The sequence below is a fragment of the Agrobacterium sp. GD03872 genome, assembly GCF_029840625.1.
GTDB lineage: Bacteria > Pseudomonadota > Alphaproteobacteria > Rhizobiales > Rhizobiaceae > Agrobacterium > Agrobacterium fabrum_A.
On the sequence record NZ_JAOCCY010000001.1, the window covers coordinates 376,340 to 396,246 of the forward strand.

Consider the following 19,907-nt stretch of genomic DNA (forward strand, 5'->3'; position numbering starts at 1 on the left):
TGTCTTCCTTCAATTAGGCCGTGCACTTCACAGCGGCATCGGAGTTTGCCTGTCGCCATGCAGCGGGTACGATGGTCAGGACCGCGACGGCCAAGGTGAGGACCAACATCACCGTCCCGGCGTCAAAGGCATGCGACACGCGGTAGGCTGTCAGTTCCGGCCCGGTGAGGTCCGATGATCCAATTGCCGCGACGGCAATCAGCACGCTAAGGCCGACGGAACTTCCCATCTGGTGTGCGACGTTGACGGCTCCGGACGCGGCTCCGGCATCTGAATGATCCACCCTGGCAACGCCGGAGGATGTCAGGGGGGCAAGGGTCAGCCCCTGGCTAATCCCGATCAGGATCATGGGCATCGCAACTGCAGTCCAATAGTTGGAGCCTACGCCCGTGCGGCTCAACCAAGCCATGGCTGTGATGCCGATCAGCATCCCGACGACGAGGATCGTGTTGCGACCGAAGCGGCGGATAAGGCGCGGGACGATGATGGCGATCGGTACGTGCAGCATCGTTGCCGGGACGAAGGCGAGACCCGTGAGCGCCGGGCGGAAACCCGCAACCTCCTGCAAGTAGAGCGTCGTGAAGAAGAAGAACCCGACCATTGCCCCGAGATAGAGGACGCGCGCGCCGTAGGCTCCCGAACGCTCGATATCCGAAAACAGGCGAAGCGGCAGGATGGGTTGCTGGGCACGACGTTCAATAAGAACGAAGAGGCCGAGCAGGATGACGGAGACGATGAGGGTGGCGATGGTTGTCGTGTCCCATCCTGCCTGCGCCGAACGGATAAAGCCGTAGACAAGCCCGCTCATGCCGACAGTGGAAGTGAGCGCTCCGGGAACATCGAAGGTTCCTGGTCGTGTTCCCGTTTCAGGGATGTAGGTGCGTGCCGCAAGGATCATCGCGATCCCGATCGGCAGGTTGATCAGGAAGCCGACACGCCACGACAGCCAGTCCGCCAGAAGTCCGCCGGCGATTAGCCCAATAGTGGCCGAGACTCCTGCCGCTGCGCTATACAACGACACTGCCCGAACGCGCTCCTCGCCTTCGTCAAAATTGGTCTGCAGAAGGGCCAGCGTCGAGGGTGCGAGGATGGCGGAGCCCAATCCCTGGATCGCCCGCCAGGACAGCATCCATGCGGAGGATTGCGAGGCTCCGATGGCGACGGAAGCCAGTGTGAAGATCGCCATGCCGACAATGAACATCCGACGGCGGCCGAGGATGTCGCCAGCCCTTGCGCCAAGCAGAAGGAAACCACCGAAGGTCAGCGTGTAGGCGCTCTGCACCCATGCCAGCCCGGCATCCGTGAAGCCCAGTTCGTGATGGATTTTCGGAAGTCCCGTCAGCACGACCGAGATGTCGAGGACGATCATCACGTAGCTGATCAGAATGATCGCGAGGATCGCGGTCTTGTGTGTCTGGGGGGCAGTCGGTTGCTTGTCTGGCATCGGGTCTTCCGTTCTGCGCTTGGCGACGTCGTCCTCCACGGCGAAGCTGCGGTTTTCCATGCCAGAAAGATATTCCTTGCCGACCTTTTCGATTAGGGGCACTAATCGGGATGAAGCTATAAGGGTATCTAATGAATGCCGCAGGAGAATTTCAACGATCTGGTCGCTTTCGTCACGGTCGCGCGCGAGGAGAGTTTTACACGAGCGGCCGTCAAGCTCGGCGTCTCGCAGTCGGCATTGAGCCAGACGGTGAGGGGCCTCGAGGAGAGGCTGGGCCTTAGACTGCTGACGAGGACGACGCGACGTGTCTCACCGACACCTGCCGGCGAGCGCCTTCTCCAGACGGCCGGACCGAGGTTCGATGAAATCCAGTTAGAACTGTCGGCACTGAGCGAGCTGCGTGACAAGCCGGCCGGAACCGTCCGGATAACGGCAGGTGAACACGCGGCGATATCCGTTCTCGCTCCCGCACTTGAAAAAATCCTTCCGAATTACCCTGATATCAATGTTGAGGTTACCGTCGACTACGGGCTGACGGACATCGTCGCGGAGCGGTATGACGCGGGTGTTCGGCTGGGTGAGCAGGTCGCCAAGGACATGATCGCCATCAAGATCGGGCCGGAGATGCGTATGGCTGTCGTGGGATCGAAGTCGTATTTCCAAAGCAACCCATGGCCCGAGACGCCACAGGACCTCACCAGCCACAACTGCATCCAGATTCGCATGCCGACATACGGGAACATATTTCCGTGGGAATTCGAAAAGGACGGGCATGAGGTCAAGGTCAGGGTCGAAGGCCAGCTCGTCTTCAACAATATGGGAATGCGTCGCGACGCCGCGCTACGCGGTCTTGGTTTGGCGTATATGCCCGAGGACCAGGTTGTGGACGAGGTTCGCAGGGGTGACTTGATCCGGGTTTTGGAAGACTGGTGCGAGTCGTTTGCGGGCTATCATCTGTACTACCCTAACCGAAGGCATACCTCTCCGGCATTCGCTGCTGTCGTCGATGCGCTGCGATTCCGGGCATAACGCACGAGCAACGCCAGCGGCATTCTCCACCCATGTTTAGTGATCGACCGCTGCTGGCCCACCTATCGAGCTGGTTGAGGTCACGCATAATGGGCCCGCATCAACTGCGCAGAACCAGATCGATGAAATTTCTGGAGAAGTGAGATCTTCCGTGTAAGTGCCGCCAATGACTTCGCTAGCGGAAGCTCAGGTTGCGGCCCATCCCATCAGGAATGGGCCGTCGTTGCGGCCTGAGGACGGTCCTCCAAATCGTCTCCGACTGGCCGCTTCGTTCTCACTAGCTTGAGCACGAAGACGAAAAAGGCCGGGACGAAGAAGATTGCGAGGACGGTCGCCGATATCATGCCGCCGAGAACAGCCGTGCCGATGGCATTCTGGCTGGCAGCACTAGCACCCGACGCGACGACTAGCGGCACCACGCCGAGCGTGAATGCCAGCGAGGTCATGATGATTGGGCGGAAGCGCAGTCGGGCAGCCTCTATCGCCGATTCCAGCAGAGGTTTGCCCTCGGCGTAGTTATCCTTGGCAAACTCGATGATCAGGATCGCGTTCTTCGCCGACAGACCGATGATGGCGATGAGGCCTACCTTGAAGTAGATGTCGTTCGGCATGCCCGCGACCATGACCGCAAGCACGCTTCCGATGACACCGAGCGGCACGACGAGCATGACCGAGAGCGGTATCGACCAGCTTTCGTAAAGGCCTGCCAGCAACAGGAAGACGAAGAGAAGGCTGATGCCGAACAGGAACGGGGCTTGAGAACCAGACTTTATCTCCTCGAGCGACTGGCCTGTCCATTCAAAGCCGATGCCCTCGGGCACCTCTCCGGCGAGACGTTCCATTTCGGCGATGGCCGCGCCCGAGGAATTGCCTGGAGCGGGCTCGCCAGCGATGCGGATCGTCGGATAGCCATTGTAGCCGACGATCTGCGGCGAGCCCTTCTGCCATTGTGCTATGGCAAAGGACGACAGTGGCACCATGCCTCCGCCAGCGTTGCGGACGTTGAGCTTGAGCAGGTCCTCTACTTGGAGGCGGCTGCGATCCTGCGCCTGCACGATGACGCGCTGCATGCGTCCGGCGTTGGGGAAATCGTTGATATACGAAGACCCGAGGTTTGCCGTGATCGTGTTGTTGATGTCGGCGAAGGTCACGCCGAACGTGTTCGCCTTCTCACGGTCTATGACCAGGAGGACCTGCGCGGCGTCAGGGAGACCTTCAACTCGCATACCCGTGAGCAAAGGACTCTGGCTGGCCCTCTCCATCAGTTCTGCCGCGGCGGCCGAGAGCGCGGCCTGGCCGACGCCGTTGCGGTCCTGGAGACGGAAGGCGAAACCGCCCGTGGCACCAAAACCTTCGATGGCAGGAGGCGAGAGTGCATAGCTGGTCGCGTCCTTGAGGCCGAACAGCGACATGTTCACACGGTCCGCGATCTCCTGCGCGGAATTGCCTTCGCCGCGTTCGCTCCAGTCCTTGAGCGTAACGAACATAAGAGCGGCGTTTGCACCGCTTCCCGAGAAGCTGAAGCCCTGGATGGCGATGACGTCCTTCACGCCGGGTTCGGTCTTGAACATCTGTTCGATCTGCTCAACAGATGCCTGTGTGCGGTTAGCGCTGGCCTCCGGCGGTCCCTGAATGTCGACGAGCAAGTTGCCTTGGTCTTCGGCGGGTACGAAGGCGGATGGCAGGCTGATGAATAGATAGCCGAGACCCACGAGCAGGGCGAAGTAGATGACCATCATTCGACCCGCGCGCTTGGTCATGCCGCTGGTGGTCTTAACGTAGCCGTTGGTAAGACCGTTGAAATTGCGGTTGAACCAGCCAGCGAGCCCTTTCTTCTCGTGATGTCCCTGGGGGATCGGCTTGAGGAAGGTGGCGCAAAGGGCAGGCGTCAGCGACAGCGCCAGGAAGGCTGAGAAGGCGATCGAGACGACCATGGTCAGTGAGAATTGGCGGTAGATTATGCCTGTCGAGCCGGGGAAGAACGCCATCGGGATGAATACGCAGGCGAGCACCAGTGTGATCCCGAGGATCGCGCCCGTGATCTGGCCCATCGCCTTGCGAGTAGCTGCTTTGGGCGAGAGGCCTTCCTCGGCCATAATGCGCTCTACGTTCTCGACCACTACGATCGCGTCGTCGACCAGGATGCCGATGGCAAGAACCATCGCGAACATGGTGAGTACGTTGATTGAGAAGCCGGTCGCGTACATGATCGCGCAGGTCCCGAGCAGGGCCACCGGAACGACGAGCGTCGGGATCACGGTGTAGCGGAAGTTCTGCAGGAAGACGAACATCACGATGAAGACGAGGACGACGGCTTCGATCAACGTGTGCAGTACTTTCTCGATCGATGCCGAAACGAAGGGACTGGTGTCATATGGCGTGGCGTACTCTACCCCCTTTGGAAAGAAGCGCGATAACTCGTCCATCTTTGCCTTGACGGCGGTCGAGGTCGCGACGGCGTTACCCGCCGAAGACAGCTGGATGCCGACTGCGGCACTCGGCTGCCCGTTGAGGCGGCTTGTGAAGTTGTAGTTCTCCGCGCCGAGTTCGATCTTCGCGACATCCTTGAGGAGCACCGCGCTTCCGTCTGGATTGGCGCGCAGAATGATATTACCAAACGCCTTCGGATCGGAGAGTTGGCCCTGCACGAGCACGGTCGCCGTCATGTCCTGACTGACTGGGTTTGGAGCCGCGCCGATTTGTCCCGCGGCGACTTGGGCGTTCTGGGCGGTGATGGCAGCGTTGACGTCACCTGCGGTCAGGTTGAGGCCAACGAGCTTGTCCGGATCGATCCATACCCGCATAGCGCGCTGGGCGGCGAACATCTGGGCGCGACCGACGCCGTCGAGACGGCGGATTTCCCCGAGCACGTTGCGGTTCAAGTAGTCCCCGAGCGCGACCTCGTCCATGCTGCCGTCGGTCGAGGTGAGCGTGATCATCATCAGGAAGCCAGATGCGGCTTCCTCGACGGTGACCCCTTGCGAGGTCACGGCTGACGGAAGTCGCGATTCCACGCGCCGGATGGCGTTCTGGACGTCAACCGAGGCCTGGTCGATGTCGGTTCCCGCTTCGAAGGTTGCGTTGATACTGACGGAACCCGAGGTATCGGAGGTCGACTCGAAATACATCATCCCGCTGACACCATTGAGCTCCTCTTCTATCAGGCGCGTCACGCCCTGGTAGATTTCCTGAGGCGATGCCCCCGGATAGGCCGTCGAGATGGTGAGCTGCGGAGGCGCGACCTTGGGGTACTGCGCAATCGGCAGGAAGGGCAGGGCGATAATGCCTGCGATTGAGATGAACAGCGCAAAGACCCAGGCGAGGATCGGCCTGCTGATAAAGAACTGTGCCATGATATTTCCTTACTGGCCCTGCGAGGCATTCTGTGAGTTCGGTGTCCACGGCTCCGGGGCGACCTTGGTGTCGGACTGGACTTTCTGGACTCCGTCGACGACGACCTTCTCGCCGTCCTTCAGACCACGTTCAATGACCCATTCCTGGCCGAGTGACCGGCCCAGCTCGACATTGCGGAGCCTCGCGATGTCGCCGTCCTCCACCACGAAAACCTTGGCCTTGCCGTCCTGCGTACGCAGAATCGATCGCTGAGGGACCGTGATGGTGTTCTGCCGGATGGCCTGCTCGATGCGGACACGCACGTACATGCCGGGGAGGAGATCGCCCGTCGGATTGGGAAACTCGGCCCGTAAGGTCACTTGGCCTGTCGTCGCGTCGACGTTGGCACTGGAGAACAACAGCCTGCCTTTCCGACCGTATACTTCGCCGCTGTCGAAGACGAGTTCGACACTCGCCTGACCGGGGGCTGGACTGGCGAGTGTGCCGTCAGTCACGGCCCGTTTGAGGCCGAGCAGTTCCTGAGCCGACTGGGTGAAGTCGACGTAGACCGGATCGATCTGCTGGATGAGGGCGAGGTTCGATGTCGCGTCGGCAGTCACAAGTGCACCTTCGGTGATGAGCGCGCCGCCGATCACTCCCGTAATCGGGGCGCGGACGTCGGTATACTCGAGATTGATCCTGGCTTCCTCGAGTGCGGCCTGCGCAAGGGCAACGTCGGCGTCGGCCTGGGCTAGATTAACGGCTGCCGTATCGTAATCCACCGCGCTGGCGACGTTCTTCTGGTGCAGAGACTTTTGCCTGTCCAGCTGGACCTGGGCGTTCTGGCGGGTCGCCTCGGCCCGGCGCAGCGACGCCTCGGCGCTCGCCACTCGGACACGGAAGAGCTTCGGGTCGATGCGGTAGAGGACATCGCCAGCCTTCACGAGAGCGCCCTGTTCGAAAACCCGCTCAAGAAGGATGCCTGACACGCGGGCGCGGACCTCGGAGATACGGGTTGCCGCCACGCGGCCCGGGAGCTCGCTCACGACGGGGACGGCATGGGACTTGAGGTCGATGACACCGACGGCGGCGGGCGGCATTTCCGCGCCTTCCTGGGCGAGGGACGATGTCCCCGCCAGAGCGAGTATGGTGGTGGCAATCAGGCACGCCTTCAGGCGCGGCAGTTGGCTGCTGCGTTTCATTGTTTCTTCCTTGAATGTGAGTCAGGCCCTCACGGGCGGCTGTTACTTGTCGGGATAGGACGCGTAGATCGTTCGCACACCCTCGAGAATTTCAGACTGTTCTTTCTCGCTCCACTGATGGAAGCCGAAGAGTTCGGTGAAGTAGAAGCCGGAAAGCGCCAGGTAGGCCATCAGTGCCGCCTGCGGGCGGGCACCGTCGGCCATGGCCTGGAGGTCAGCGGATGTCCAATCGCGCATTTGCTGCTGGAGCTTTTCCTCGTGAGAGACAGACGCACTAATTGCCATGGCGACAGCTCGTTCAGCTTCATCCACGACACGCTCGGCCGATTTGATCCTCCCGAAGAGTTCTGGGTGCGGCGTGTCGGCGGCCTCGGCGACGGACCTGGCCTGCCGCTCGAGTTCCTGAGCCAGGCGGCGGTCGATTAGGGCCTCAAGAAGTGCGCTCTTGGACTTGTGGTCGTACACGACGGTGGATTTGCTGACGCCCGCTTCTTGGGCGACCGCCTCGATCGACAGCCCGGACGCCCCGAGCTTCATTACCACACGTTCGGCGGCATCGAGGATGTCGTCTTTCATGATCCGTCGAGTTCTACCCATGTCATTCCCCGATAGTTTGCACTTGAACAATTTACGAACGGTCGTATATAAAAGCAAGTAAGAAAACGATCGTTCGATAAAAAGTTCAGGGTGTCTCAGATGCGTTCGCCAAATCGTTGGCTGGTTCTCCTCGCCGTCATAGCGGCCTTCACTCCTGTCGTCGTCGACATGACGATCCTCCATATTGCCGTGCCCTCACTGACTGTTGCGCTCGGCGCGTCGGGTACGGAGGTCCTGTGGATCATCGATATCTATCCGCTGGTCGTCGCGGGCATGCTGGTGCCGATGGGAACGCTCGCCGACAGAATCGGCTATCGGCACATGCTCCTCACCGGACTGACCGTTTTTACCGCTGCCTCGGTCGCCGCCGCGTTCTCGTTATCGGCTCCGATGCTGATTGCGGCCCGTGCGGCACTGGGCGTCGGTGCTTCGATGATCATGCCGTGCGTTCTCGCCGTGATCCGGCAGACGTTTGAAGACGAAAGCGAACGCGCTACCGCGCTTGGGGTATGGAGCGTGGTGGGATCAGCGGGCGCGGCGATCGGTCCGCTTGCAGGCGGCTTCCTACTGGAACACTTCTGGTGGGGGTCGGTGTTCTTGGTCAACGTCCCGATTATGATGGCTGTCATCCCCATGGTATGGCTTTTGACCCCTGCGGCGGTGAGCGGTCGCGGAGGCGAGTGGAAGATTGGGCAGGCCCTAATCCTCGTGGCTGGTCTGATATCAACCGTCTATGCCATCAAGACAGGTTTCAAATCCGGGATCGGTGTAAGTTCCGTGGTGCCGTTCGTTTTTGGGGTCTCGTTGCTAACCTTTTTCGGACGTCTCCAAGTCTCGTCCGTGACGCCAATGCTCGACTTGTCGCTTCTCGTAAAGCCCGCTATCGCGGTAGGCTTCCTGATGGCTTTTGTAGCTAGCGGGGCTCTCGCCGGCTTTGAACTTGTGCTGGCACAGGAACTCCAATTCGTCCTCGAAAAGAGTCCGCTCGAAGCTGGCCTGTTCATGATGCCGCTGGTCGTCGCGGCAGCCATCGGCGGCCCGGTTGGCGGTCGGCTCGCCCATCGCTTTGGCCTTCGTCCGGTGGCGTCCCTTTCAATGGCCGTGGCGGCGCTTTCACTGGTCGGGCTCGCGTATGCGGACTTCGTCCTCGACGCCTATCTCGTTACGAGTCTGCTTGCCGCACTTGGCTTTTCGCTCGGCGTCGGCCTTCTCGCCTCATCAATCGCGATCATGAGCAGCGCGCCAGCTCAGAAGGCCGGCGCGGCCGGCGCGCTCGAAAGCACCGGATACGAACTCGGGGGCGGGCTGGGCATCACGTTCTTCGGCGTGATGGTGAATTCGATCTTCCAGTCCGCCTATACCGGTCCGAACTCCGGCGGCGTCGCGAACTCGATCGGGGAGGCGATTACGGCTGCGGAACGGATCGGCGGACATCAAGGAGAGGCTATCATCGTCGCCGCCCGTTTGGCGTTTGCCGACGCACACGGACTTGTCCTTATACTGACCGGTGCGCTAGTCGCGCTGCTCGCAATTTCGGTATTCTGGGGTCTTAGGAATGTATCGACTTCGGACGTCCGCTCGCATTGAACCGACATCCTGGATAACGTCTTACATCTAATCAACATTTAGTGATTAATTAGGACAGCTAATAACCTCATCCCGTTTGCAACGGCTAATTCCGCCGGCTGCGTCGAGATATCGTTTCTCATCGCAATCTCGGGAAGGGCATGATGAGACACGAATTCAAAACGGTGGCGGCAGCGCTGATACTTTTGTCTGGCTTGGGCGTATCGCTGCCGGCATCTGCCTCCGATGTCGCCAAATTCGAGCCGCTCATTATCCAGGAACAGGGCAGTTTCACAACGGGCGGTCAGGTCGTCACTACGCCTGGCAAGTTCAACAATAATACCCCGACGCCGGAAGGCCAGACGCTGCATGGCGATCACGCCTATGTATTCTATCAGGTTCCGCAAAACCCGAAGCCCCTTCCTATCGTCATGCTCCACGGAGCGTTCCAGTCTGCCCGCAGTTGGGAGACGACACCGGACGGGCGCGAAGGTTTTCAGAATATCTTCCTGCGTCGAGGATTCCCTGTCTATCTCGTAGATCAACCGCGCCGGGGACGAGCTGGCAACAGCACGGTGGCGGGTGCGATTGAGCCCACTCCCTACGACCAACTGTTCTTCGACCAGTTTCGTATCGGCAAATGGCCCGACTATTTCGAGAACGTGCAGTTCGACCGTGATCCCGAAGCGCTCGAGCAGTTCTTCCGCTCCGTTACTCCGAATACGGGTCCGTTTGACGCCCGTGTTGTCTCAGATGCGATGTCGTCCCTGTTCGACAGGACTGGACCCGGAATTCTGTTCACCCATTCGCAGGCAGGGGGGCCAGGATGGCTGACGGCGATCAAGAACCCGAACGTCAAGGGCATTGTCGCGCTCGAGCCTGGTAGCGGGTTCATCTTCCCGGAAGGCGAGGTGCCCGCGGACATGCCCAGTGCAGCCGGTACGCTCAAGGCCGAAGCCGTGCCCGCCGGGGACTTCGAGAAGCTGACGCGCCTGCCGATTATCATCTACTACGGCGATAATTTCCCAACCGAGCCTACTAGCGAGCGCGGCCAGGACAACTGGCGTGTACGGCTGGCGATGGCAAAGCTCTGGGTGGACGCGATCAACAAGCATGGCGGCGATGCGACGCTCGTCCACCTCCCGGAGATCGGCATCAAAGGCGGCACGCACTTCCTGATGTCGGACCTGAACAATGTTGAGATCGCCGATCAGGTCTCGAAATTCCTTACCGACAAAAAGCTCGACTGAATCCCGGACGGGCGACGCCTTGAGCGGCCCGCGATGCAAATGACCGTAGTTCCGACATCGGAACTTTCCGTTACCAGGAGTATCGATATGAAAAACACCCCCATCAAAGCCACGATGGTGGCTGCGGTGATGACCTTCGCTGCCGGCGAGGCATTGTCCGATGACTACAGGAAAAATCCGTTCACCTTGGCATACGCTGGAGCGATCACGGCGAACGAGCCCGGCAAGGTCAATATTCATCCGGTTCAGTACAAGCTGAACGGCCTTGATATCGCTGCGAACGTTTACACGCCTGCCGGCTATGATCCCGCAAAGACCTATCCCGCCATCGTGGTCGCGCATCCGAACGGCGGGGTTAAGGAACAGGTTGCCGGACTTTATGCCCAGCGCCTCGCGGAGCAGGGCTACATCACAATCACGGCGGACGCAGCCTATCAGGGCGCGAGCGGCGGTCAGCCCCGCAGCGTCGACAAGCCTGCCAACCGTATCGAAGATATCCATGGTATGGCGGACTTCATCACACGTTATGCCGGGGTGGATGCGGAGCGGCTCGGCCTTCTTGGCATCTGCGGAGGCGGTGGCTATTCGCTGGCCGCCGCGGAGACCGACAAGCGATTCAAGTCAATCGCGACACTGAGCATGTTCAATTCCGGACGCGTCCGTCGCAACGGTTACAATGACAGCCAGCTTGATACGATCCAGACGCGCATGCGGCAAGCGTCCCTCGCACGGGCGCAGGAGGCCAGCGGCGGCGAGATCCTGTATTCGGGCGACGCCAATCTGACGGACGAACAGATCGCCGCGCTTCCGTTCGATCTCTATCGCCAGGGCTACGAATATTACTGGAAGACCCACGCGCATCCGAACTCGACCTTCAAATACACGACGAGCAGCCTCTTGGACCTGATGCGGTTCGATGCGACTGACCAGATCGAGTTGATCGACCAGCCTCTTCTCATGATCGCCGGAAGCAAGGCCGACAGCCTTTATATGACGGAGGACGCCTTCGCGAAGGCCACCGGCACCAGGAACAAGGAAATGTTCAAGATCGAGGGTGCGACGCACATCGAAACCTACTGGGTACCCGAGTATGTGGACGCGGCCATGAACAAGCTGACGCCTTTCTACTCGACCACCCTTTCGCAGGAGGCTTTGGCTCAATGAAACTGACATCGGCTTTTATCGTTATGACCATCATTGTCGCTGGCACCAATTCTTCACCTGCTTTGGCTCAACAGCAGCCATCCTCGAATCTTGAATCCGCGAAGTCACGAACTCAGCAACTCATGGGCGGCGTTGCTCCCAAGCTCGCAGACCTGACCGACGACGTCCTTTACGCTGACATATGGGAACGTCCCGAGCTTTCGAAACGGGACCGTAGTCTCGTGACTGTCAGCGCCTTGATAGCTCTGAACCGTCCGGATCAATTGCGATCGCATCTCCAGCGCGCCCGTGACAACGGACTGACGGAGACCGAGCTCGTCGAAACGATTACTCACATGGCCTTCTATTCCGGGTGGCCGAGTGCGGTGTCTGCCGTCGCAATCGCCAGGGAAGTATTCGCGGAGAAATAAGCGATGAGCACGAAGTCCGCCATTACAGCCGCCCTGATGCTCAGTGCCACGGCGGCATTCGCCGAAGCCGATCGGGCCGTTTCGGTCACTCGCGTCGGGTCGCAGGCTGCCACAACGGGATCGCCAGACAACTTCACCGGGGCCGTCAAGGTGGAATCCCGTTTCCAGGCAACCCCGCCTGCGCGTGTTGGCGGTGGTCTCGTGACCTTCGAAGCCGGGGCGCGGACCGCCTGGCACACCCATCCCCTCGGCCAGACCCTGATTGTCACTTCCGGGTCGGGACGGGTGCAGCACTGGGGAGGCGAAATCCAGCAAATCGAACCAGGCGATACCGTCTGGATTCCGCCCGGCGTGAAACACTGGCACGGGGCAAGCCCGGAAGCAGGAATGTCGCACATCGCCATCTCCGAAACTTTGGACGGGAAGACCGTGGAGTGGCTGGAACACGTTTCCGACGAGCAGTACCGCCAATCGGTCGACTGATCCCTGACCCATTTTATCGAGGTAGTTGATGCACTGTATCGCAAAGACATTGAGTGCCGGTGCACTTGTCGCCGCCACTGTCCTTCTCGTCGGCATGCAGGTCCAGGCGGAACCGAACCGCACGACGATGCCAGATATTGGCAAGCTCGTGCACTACACGACGGTGGAGCGCGGCGAGGTCACGGAACACATCATGACGACGAAGGAAGCCATCGAGGCCGTACAGCGGGGCGAGCCGGTCCCGGCCGGCACACATGTCGTCTTGGTCGACTATCGCGATGAGAAGGTGTTCCGCTACTTCGTCATGGAGAAGGGCAAGGATTGGGGTCTCGACTACGACGAGGCGCGCCGAACCGGCGACTGGCAGTTCCAGTGGTACAAGCCGGACGGCTCAATCAATATGGAAGAGAACACCGCACGTTGCCAGCGGTGTCACACGTCCCGCTCGGACAGGGATTTCCTGTATACGTTCAATGACATGCGAAGCTTTGAACTTGACTGATCATTTCTCCGGGAAAGGCACGCGGATCGGCCGCCATAAAGCGACGGAAAAAGACGCTTGAGCAATATATTTCGACTACGTCTGTTTCTGGACTTCCTCGCTATCTGCCTGGTCATCGCGTGCCTTGGTTACTGGTGGCTGGACAATCTGAGCCACGAGCTGTTTGGAACTGCACTTTTCATCCTCGTGATCATCCATAACGTCTTCAACAGGCGCTGGTATGGCAGGGTTTCCAAAGACAGGCGCGATGCCGTCAGGATTTTCAACATTCTGAGTGTCATATGCCTGGCGGTGGCGATGCTGGTCATGCTCGTCACCAGCCTTTTGATATCCCGTGACGTCTTTTATTTCATGTCACTGGATGGGGCGTTCGCCATCCGGGAAATCCACATGTTTGCCGGTTACTGGCTTCTCCTGATCATCGCGATCCATCTCGGGACCAGATGGACGGTAGTGATGAATGTGTTCGGAGGAACATTAGGTTTGCAAGGGCGTAGTTTCTTCCGGGCGATGCTGGCCCGCATGACTGGGCTGGCGATCGCGGCTTGGGGCGTGAAGAGTTCGTTCGAAATGGCCTTTGGTTCGAAGTTGATGCTGACCTACACACTAGACATGTGGGACTTCACGGAATCGACGTTGGGGTTCTTCCTGAACTACGGGTCTATCGTCGGGCTCTATGCGTCGATCACGCATTACAGCCTCGTAGTCATACGAAGTCGGCGCCTCGATAGCGTTTGAATTGGCTGGATGGGTTGATTGAAGATCTGCGATGAGCGTCGGACCTGGGGGCGAATTTGGGTGGGAATCGGCTATTATAAGCTCGGTCCGAAAATACGCAGGAAATGGTGTCCACGAGAGGATTCGAACCTCCGACCCCAGGATTCATACCGCTACGGCTTTCGCCGCCGCCCCACCTTCATAAGGCAAGACGTTCGTGGTCTGGACTGTCCCTTCACCATGGGCCATTGAGGCCTTTAGGTGCTGCCCATCCAGTCTCTACACCTTCACCGGATTTCTCCGGAGCTTGGCTCGGGATTGGCATGCTGGAAGACCAGCGAAGCTTTCCCCGACTTTGAGCAGATCGATTGCGTCGTTTCCGGTCGCAACCCCCAATTTGTCTTAGGAATCCTGTGCTCTATCCTGCTGAGCTACGTGGACACTGAATTGCTCTTTAACCTGACGATGCCTGCGGATCAACCGCGTTCTGCATCGCGGTCGATCTCTTCCTCGGCTTTCTTCTCTTCTGCCGGCAATCAGCCCGGCAGGCGCTGTTCGGCCAGTTTCACCCAGTAGGAAATGCCGTAGGCGATGGCGTCGTCGTTGAAATCATAGCCCGGATTGTGAAGCCCGGCCGAATCGCCGTTGCCGATGAAGATGAAGCAGCCCGGCCTTTCCTTCAGCATGAAGGAGAAATCTTCGCCCGCCATGGAGGGATCGACATCGGGGTCGACATTCGGTTCGCCCGCCACATCGCGGGCCACGCGGATGGCGTGTTCGGTCTCATCCGAATGGTTGAAGGTCACCGGGCAATAACGCTCGTAGACGACTTCGGCTTCCGCGCCGTTGGCAAGTGCAATACCTTCCGCCATCTGCTTGATGCGATCCTGGGCGAGATCGCGCACCGTTTCATCCAGACTACGCACCGTGCCGGCGATCAACGCTTCATTGGGAATGATGTTATGGCTGGAGCCGGCATGAAAGCGGGTGACGGAGACAACCACCGAGCGGATCGGATCGGCATTGCGCGAGGTGATCATCTGCAGGTTGCCGACGATCTGCGCGCCGATGGTGATCGGGTCGATGGTGCGGTGCGGCTGCGCCGCATGGCCGCCGCGGCCCTTGACGGTGATGGAGAATTTGTCGGGTGCGGCCATGATGCCGCCCTTGCGGATGGCGAAGGCGCCGAGCGGAATGCCCGGCATGTTATGCATGCCATAGACCTCGTTAATGCCGAAACGCTCCATCAGGCCGTCCTCGACCATGGCGAGCGCGCCGGCGCCGCCTTCTTCCGCCGGCTGGAAGATCACGGCGATGGAGCCGGCAAAATTGCGGGTCTCGGTAAGATATCTGGCCGCGCCGAGCAGCATGGCCGTGTGGCCGTCATGGCCGCAGGCATGCATCGCGCCCGCCGTTTTCGATGCCCAGGGCTTGCCGGTTTCCTCGAGGATGGGAAGAGCGTCCATATCCGCGCGAAAACCGATGGTGCGATTGCCCGGAAGATTGCCCCTGATGACGCCGACCACCCCCGTACGGCCGAGACCGGTCACGATTTCGTCAACGCCGAAAGATTTCAGCTTCTCCGCAACGAAGGCGGCGGTGTTGTCGACATCATAGAGGATTTCGGGATTTTCATGCAGGTGACGCCGCCATTCGCTGACTTCCTGCTGAAGTTCGGCGGCTCTGTTCAAAATCGGCATTCGTTCATTCCTGGGTTCATCGGTGCGGCATGTGGTAAAAGCCATCCTCCGTCGTGGATAGTGCGCCGCATAATTGACGTAATCAATGTACTTTGCCATTGCTAGGACATATATGGTGAATATTGCCATTCCCCGACCGAAGACGGGAATTCGAGGATACGCCTTGCCACAGATACTCAAATCGCCAAACGCCGCCCGGCGGCTCTCCGCAGCTATTGCCATCACGACCGCTGGCCTCGTTGCCGCAGCGCCTGCGGCCAATGCCAATCCGAAAATGGTAGTGGATGTCAAAACCGGCAAGGTGATTTCCCACCAGGAAGCCTTTCGCAAGTGGTATCCCGCCTCGCTGACCAAGCTGATGACCGCCTACATCGCCTTTTCGCAGATGAAGGCCGGCAAGATCAGCCCGCAGACGGAAGTGGTGATGAGCAAGAAGGCCGCCGACCAGCCGGCCTCGAAAATGTATTTCAAGCCCGGCCAGAAGCTGACGATGGACAGCGCTTTGAAGCTGCTGCTCATAAAATCCGCCAATGACATCGCCGTGGCGATTGCCGAAACCATCGGCGGCACCAGCGACAATTTCGTGGCGCAGATGAATGCGCAGGCGCAGCGGCTGGGCATGAGCTCCACCCGTTACATCAATGCCAACGGCCTGCCCGGCAAGGGGCAATATACGACGGCGCGGGATCTGGCGCTGCTGGCGCTGATCATCAAGCGGGAGTTTCCGGAATATGCCGGTTATTTCTCGCTGGAAGGCGTCAGCACCGGCAAGAAGAACTACGCCAATTTCAATATGCTGGTCGGCCGCTTCGATGGCGCTGACGGCATGAAGACGGGCTTCATCTGCGCCTCCGGCTTCAACCAGGTGTCGTCGGCCGTGCGCAACGGCCGCTCGGTCATCACCGTGGTGCTGGGTGCTGATAGCCTTGCCGGACGAACAGACCAGTCGGCCGATCTGTTGCAGATGGGCCTGACGGCGCCTTCCGGCCAGGGCGTTTCGCTCGCTTCGCTGGCGCCCTATGGCGATACCGGCGATGTCAACGATATCAGCGCCGAAATCTGCAACCCGAAAGCCGCCAAGGTGCGCAGCGAGAGCCGCGACGAGGCTGGCCGCATGGTCATCCATTCGCCCTATGTGCAGGAAATGACCCGCCCGCCGGAATATTCCTTCGCCGGCCTCATTCCGGGCAGCGAGACGGTGGCGGTCAATACGGCCAAGGGCGCGACTGCCAAGGGCGAACTGGCCAATGTGCCGATCCCGATCCCGCGTCCGACATTCTGATTCAGGATGACTGGTCTCAGGGGCCGCTGCCGCTGTTGAGATGCGGTTTATCTATTCGCAGGTCGGTGACGTTATGATATTACAGTGTCGCTCGCGGCTTTCAGCCGCGGGCGATTTCTTTTCGTTCCGTGCGGCTCCGGGTCTTGTGCAATGACGTTCCGAAGCAGCCATCAACATACAGGCAGGCCATGTCTCGCGATCGCATACCGGTTTCCATCATCACCGGATTTCTCGGCGCCGGAAAATCGACGCTGCTCAACCGGCTCCTCAAGGACCCCGAAATGAGCGATGCGGCGATCATCATCAATGAGTTCGGTGATGTCAGCATCGATCACATGCTGGTCGAAAGCGCTGGTGAAGGCATCATCGAGCTGGCGGAGGGCTGCCTTTGCTGCACGGTGCGCGGCGAGCTGGTGGATACGCTGGCGGAGCTGATGGACGGCATCCAGACCGGCAAGCTGAAGCCGGTAAAACGGGTGGTGATCGAGACCACGGGCCTTGCCGATCCCGCCCCCGTCATGCAGTCGGTCATGGGCAACCCGGTCATCGCGCAGAATTTCGTGCTGAACGGCATGATTACGGTGGTGGATGCCGTGAACGGCCTTTCCACGCTCGACAATCATCAGGAGGCGGTGAAACAGGCCGCCGTGGCCGACCGTCTGGTGATGACCAAGCGCGCGCTTGCCGATGCCGCCACGATTTCCGCGCTGACAGCCCGTCTTCAGGCGCTTAATCCGCGTGCGATAATCGAGGACGGCGACAAAACCGACTGGAGCGCTGCGGGGCTTCTCGACAACGGCCTTTACGATGCCGGCAGCAAGAATGCCGATGTCGGCCGCTGGCTGGGCGAAGAGACGGCACACGATCACCATGATCACGGTCATGACCATCATCACCACCACCATCATGGCGATCACGACGACCATCACCATCATCACGATGTGAACCGGCACGATGCATCTATCCGTTCCTTCTCGATCATTCACGATCAGCCGGTCAGCCCGATGGCGATCGACATGTTCGTGGATCTGCTGCGCTCGGCACATGGTGAAAAACTCCTGCGCATGAAGGCCATCGTCAAGCTGTCGGATAATCCGGGCAGGCCGCTGGTGCTGCATGGGGTGCAGAATATTTTCCACACGCCGGAGCGCCTTGCGGCCTGGCCGGACCCTGCCGATCAGCGCACGCGCATGGTGCTGATTACGAAGGATTTGCCGGAGGCCTTCGTGCAGGACCTGTTCGCGGCCTTCACAAGCGCACCGGGCATCGACCGGCCCGACAGGCAGGCGATGACGGATAATCCGCTGGCGGTTTCGGGATTGCGGTTTTAGATCGCGCGACGGCGTTTAAATCGGCGGGTGGGGTTACCCCCTCTGCCCTGCCGGGCATCTCCCCCTCAAGGGGGGAGATCGAATCGAGGCGAGGTTTCGGCCGTCTCGACATTTGAGAATGAAGTGATGGGAGAGCTTCTTGCCGATCTCCCCCCTTGAGGGGGAGATGCCCGGCAGGGCAGAGGGGGGTAAGCCCGGAGCGTCAGCGTTGGACGTCGGTTACCCGCCCTTCACAATCCGAAACCGATGCCCCTTATCCAGCGCAGTGGTCTCCACCAACCTATGCCCATCCTCATTGCACATATGGGCAATATCGATCACCGCCAGCGGATCGGTCGTCTCGACAGTCAGAATATCACCTGCCTTAAGCGTTGCGAGTTTCTTGCGGCTTCTCAAAACCGGAAGGGGGCATTTAAGCCCCCTCAAATCATAGATTATCTCGGCCGTATCGCTCATTCCTTGGCCCAGAACTTCCAGAATGGCTTCTTTTCCGGTGCTTCCGGGGCCGGGGCGGAATAGGCGAGCGGGTTCATGACCGGAACGGGGACGCTCTGGGCGGCAGCTCCGGTCTGGCCGGCTGCTGCGGGGGCAGCCGAGGCAACCATCGTCGGTGCCGCAGGGGCCGGGTTCGACTGCGGAGCAGCGGGCTGCACCGCCGAAGGACGCGGGCCGCGCAGGGAAGAGGCGGTTGCGGTCGTCGCCGGAGAGGACGACGTCACCTGCTGCGCCTTTTTCTCCATCAGCGCGGCATATTCCGTTTCCTTCATCAGCTTGCCGGCTTTCAGCGCCGAGCCGGTCGGGGCATAGGCGGGCTCGCGGCCCTTGCGCTTTTCGGCGACCAGCGCCTTGCGCTCGGCTTCGCTCGGGTCGTACCAGGCCATGCCGTCATATTTCGACATCGCCTTTTCATAGGCGAGATCATAGGTCTTCTCGTAGCTTGAAAGCGCGCTGACCAGCGCCGGCGGCGTGCTCATCGCAGGGCACTGGGCGGAGGCGTTGAAGCTGCCGCCTTCCGTCTGCTGGTTGAAGACATATTTCTTCTCGCAGACATTCACTTCCGGCGGGCGCTTGGTGACTTCGAAATTGTCGTAACCGACCTTCAGCATCTTCCAGAATTCGAGATGTTCGCTCTGGCGGTGGCGGGCCATGTTTTCCGCCGTCATGCGGAACGGGAAGGCCTGCAGCTGCACGGTCTTCTGGCCGCCCTTGAAGGCGTCACGGGCAAAACCGTAGATTTCAAGAATCTGCGCATCCGTCATCGAATAACAGCCGGAGGACGAGCAGGCGCCATGGATCATCAGATTGGTGCCGTTGCGGCCATTGGCGGCATCGTAGCGGTTCGGAAAGCCGGTATTGATGGCTAGATAATATTTCGAGTTCGGATTGAGATGCGCGGGTGTCAGGTTGTAAAAACCTTCCGGCGCCTGCCGGTCACCTTCCTTCACTTTCGGGCCGAGTTTGCCGGACCATGCGCAAATCTCGTAGCCGGCGATCTTTTCGAAACGGTTGTCGCGCCTGGCTTTCCAGATTTCCAAGGCGCCTTCTTCCTTGAAGATGCGGATCATGATCGGCGAGGTGCGGTCCATGCCCCTTTTGTCGATCTCGGCCAGAATGGACGGAGACAGCGGGTAATCGACCTTGTTCTTGACGTGGGAGACGTCGCGTTCAACGGTTTCGAGCGTATCGTTACAGCCGGCAAGAACGAGCGCGGTGCAGGCAAGAAGTGCAAAATGTGTCAAACGCATGATCTGATCCGAAAGACGATGGCACGAAGCGGCGGCAGTTCTACACCGTCCCGTGTGTATTTTAAATACGGTATTAACCGTTTACATCTTCTTAACTCAAATCGGATCCGCCCCCGCGGCCGCCGATACATCTGTTGATGTGACCGGACTAT

General features: G+C 59.7%; 17 protein-coding genes. 10 read left to right on the forward strand and 7 right to left on the reverse strand.

What is annotated here, in order from left to right:
- Window positions 1–13 precede the first annotated feature (13 nt).
- On the reverse strand, window positions 14–1,504 hold the full coding sequence (locus N5D22_RS01700) for an MFS transporter (RefSeq protein ID WP_279655804.1): 1,491 nt from the start codon (window positions 1,502–1,504) through the stop codon (window positions 14–16).
- A 75-nt stretch (window positions 1,505–1,579) separates the two neighbouring features.
- On the opposite strand from N5D22_RS01700, the gene N5D22_RS01705 reads away from it, so the two are divergent.
- Window positions 1,580–2,473 (forward strand): LysR substrate-binding domain-containing protein, encoded by an 894-nt coding sequence (locus N5D22_RS01705; RefSeq protein WP_279655805.1) that lies wholly within the window; start codon window positions 1,580–1,582, stop codon window positions 2,471–2,473.
- Between the two features lie 206 nt (window positions 2,474–2,679).
- Here N5D22_RS01705 and N5D22_RS01710 read toward each other — a convergent pair whose 3' ends face one another.
- Genes N5D22_RS01710 through N5D22_RS01720 form a run of 3 tightly spaced genes read right to left on the reverse strand, consistent with a single transcriptional unit; the run spans window position 2,680 to window position 7,584 of the window.
- Complete coding sequence (locus tag N5D22_RS01710) at window positions 2,680–5,826, reverse strand: efflux RND transporter permease subunit (RefSeq protein ID WP_279655806.1); 3,147 nt, start codon at window positions 5,824–5,826, stop codon at window positions 2,680–2,682.
- Window positions 5,827–5,835: 9 nt separating this feature from the next.
- Window positions 5,836–7,008, reverse strand: coding sequence for an efflux RND transporter periplasmic adaptor subunit (locus tag N5D22_RS01715; RefSeq protein ID WP_279655807.1), 1,173 nt, complete (start codon window positions 7,006–7,008; stop codon window positions 5,836–5,838).
- A 42-nt stretch (window positions 7,009–7,050) separates the two neighbouring features.
- Window positions 7,051–7,584, reverse strand: coding sequence for a TetR/AcrR family transcriptional regulator (locus N5D22_RS01720; protein WP_279655808.1), 534 nt, complete (start codon window positions 7,582–7,584; stop codon window positions 7,051–7,053).
- 120 nt (window positions 7,585–7,704) lie between these two features.
- Here N5D22_RS01720 and N5D22_RS01725 point away from each other — a divergent pair, with 120 nt between their 5' ends.
- The 7 genes from N5D22_RS01725 to N5D22_RS01755 all read left to right on the forward strand — a co-directional run bounded on the left by N5D22_RS01725 (window position 7,705) and on the right by N5D22_RS01755 (window position 13,718).
- Window positions 7,705–9,192: an MFS transporter gene (locus tag N5D22_RS01725; protein WP_279655809.1), complete on the forward strand. Its 1,488-nt coding sequence runs from the start codon at window positions 7,705–7,707 to the stop codon at window positions 9,190–9,192.
- Window positions 9,193–9,335: 143 nt separating this feature from the next.
- Window positions 9,336–10,421, forward strand: coding sequence for an alpha/beta fold hydrolase (locus tag N5D22_RS01730; RefSeq protein WP_279655810.1), 1,086 nt, complete (start codon window positions 9,336–9,338; stop codon window positions 10,419–10,421).
- 87 nt (window positions 10,422–10,508) lie between these two features.
- Window positions 10,509–11,585 (forward strand): alpha/beta hydrolase, encoded by a 1,077-nt coding sequence (locus N5D22_RS01735; protein ID WP_279655811.1) that lies wholly within the window; start codon window positions 10,509–10,511, stop codon window positions 11,583–11,585.
- Window positions 11,582–11,995, forward strand: a complete 414-nt coding sequence (locus N5D22_RS01740; RefSeq protein WP_279655812.1) for a carboxymuconolactone decarboxylase family protein — start codon at window positions 11,582–11,584, stop codon at window positions 11,993–11,995. Before N5D22_RS01735 ends, N5D22_RS01740 begins: the two co-directional genes overlap by 4 nt.
- Window positions 11,996–11,998: 3 nt before the next feature.
- Window positions 11,999–12,478: a cupin domain-containing protein gene (locus N5D22_RS01745; RefSeq protein WP_279655813.1), complete on the forward strand. Its 480-nt coding sequence runs from the start codon at window positions 11,999–12,001 to the stop codon at window positions 12,476–12,478.
- 28 nt (window positions 12,479–12,506) lie between these two features.
- Window positions 12,507–12,980, forward strand: coding sequence for a cytochrome P460 family protein (locus N5D22_RS01750; protein WP_279655814.1), 474 nt, complete (start codon window positions 12,507–12,509; stop codon window positions 12,978–12,980).
- Between the two features lie 57 nt (window positions 12,981–13,037).
- Window positions 13,038–13,718: a DUF4405 domain-containing protein gene (locus tag N5D22_RS01755; RefSeq protein WP_279655815.1), complete on the forward strand. Its 681-nt coding sequence runs from the start codon at window positions 13,038–13,040 to the stop codon at window positions 13,716–13,718.
- Window positions 13,719–14,233: 515 nt separating this feature from the next.
- Here N5D22_RS01755 and N5D22_RS01760 read toward each other — a convergent pair.
- Entirely contained in the window at window positions 14,234–15,397 is a 1,164-nt protein-coding gene (locus tag N5D22_RS01760) for a M20 family metallopeptidase (RefSeq protein WP_279655816.1), read from the reverse strand.
- Between the two features lie 163 nt (window positions 15,398–15,560).
- Between N5D22_RS01760 and N5D22_RS01765 the strand changes: the two genes are divergently transcribed.
- Both N5D22_RS01765 and N5D22_RS01770 read left to right on the forward strand, forming a co-directional pair.
- Entirely contained in the window at window positions 15,561–16,679 is a 1,119-nt protein-coding gene (locus N5D22_RS01765) for a D-alanyl-D-alanine carboxypeptidase (protein WP_279655817.1), read from the forward strand.
- 188 nt (window positions 16,680–16,867) lie between these two features.
- Complete coding sequence (locus N5D22_RS01770) at window positions 16,868–18,010, forward strand: GTP-binding protein (protein WP_279655818.1); 1,143 nt, start codon at window positions 16,868–16,870, stop codon at window positions 18,008–18,010.
- Window positions 18,011–18,229: 219 nt separating this feature from the next.
- Here the strand turns inward: N5D22_RS01770 and N5D22_RS01775 are convergent, their stop codons facing one another.
- Complete coding sequence (locus N5D22_RS01775) at window positions 18,230–18,466, reverse strand: sulfurtransferase TusA family protein (RefSeq protein WP_279655819.1); 237 nt, start codon at window positions 18,464–18,466, stop codon at window positions 18,230–18,232.
- Window positions 18,463–19,755, reverse strand: a complete 1,293-nt coding sequence (locus N5D22_RS01780; protein ID WP_279655820.1) for a L,D-transpeptidase family protein — start codon at window positions 19,753–19,755, stop codon at window positions 18,463–18,465. Before N5D22_RS01780 ends, N5D22_RS01775 begins: the two co-directional genes overlap by 4 nt.
- Window positions 19,756–19,907: the final 152 nt, after the last annotated feature.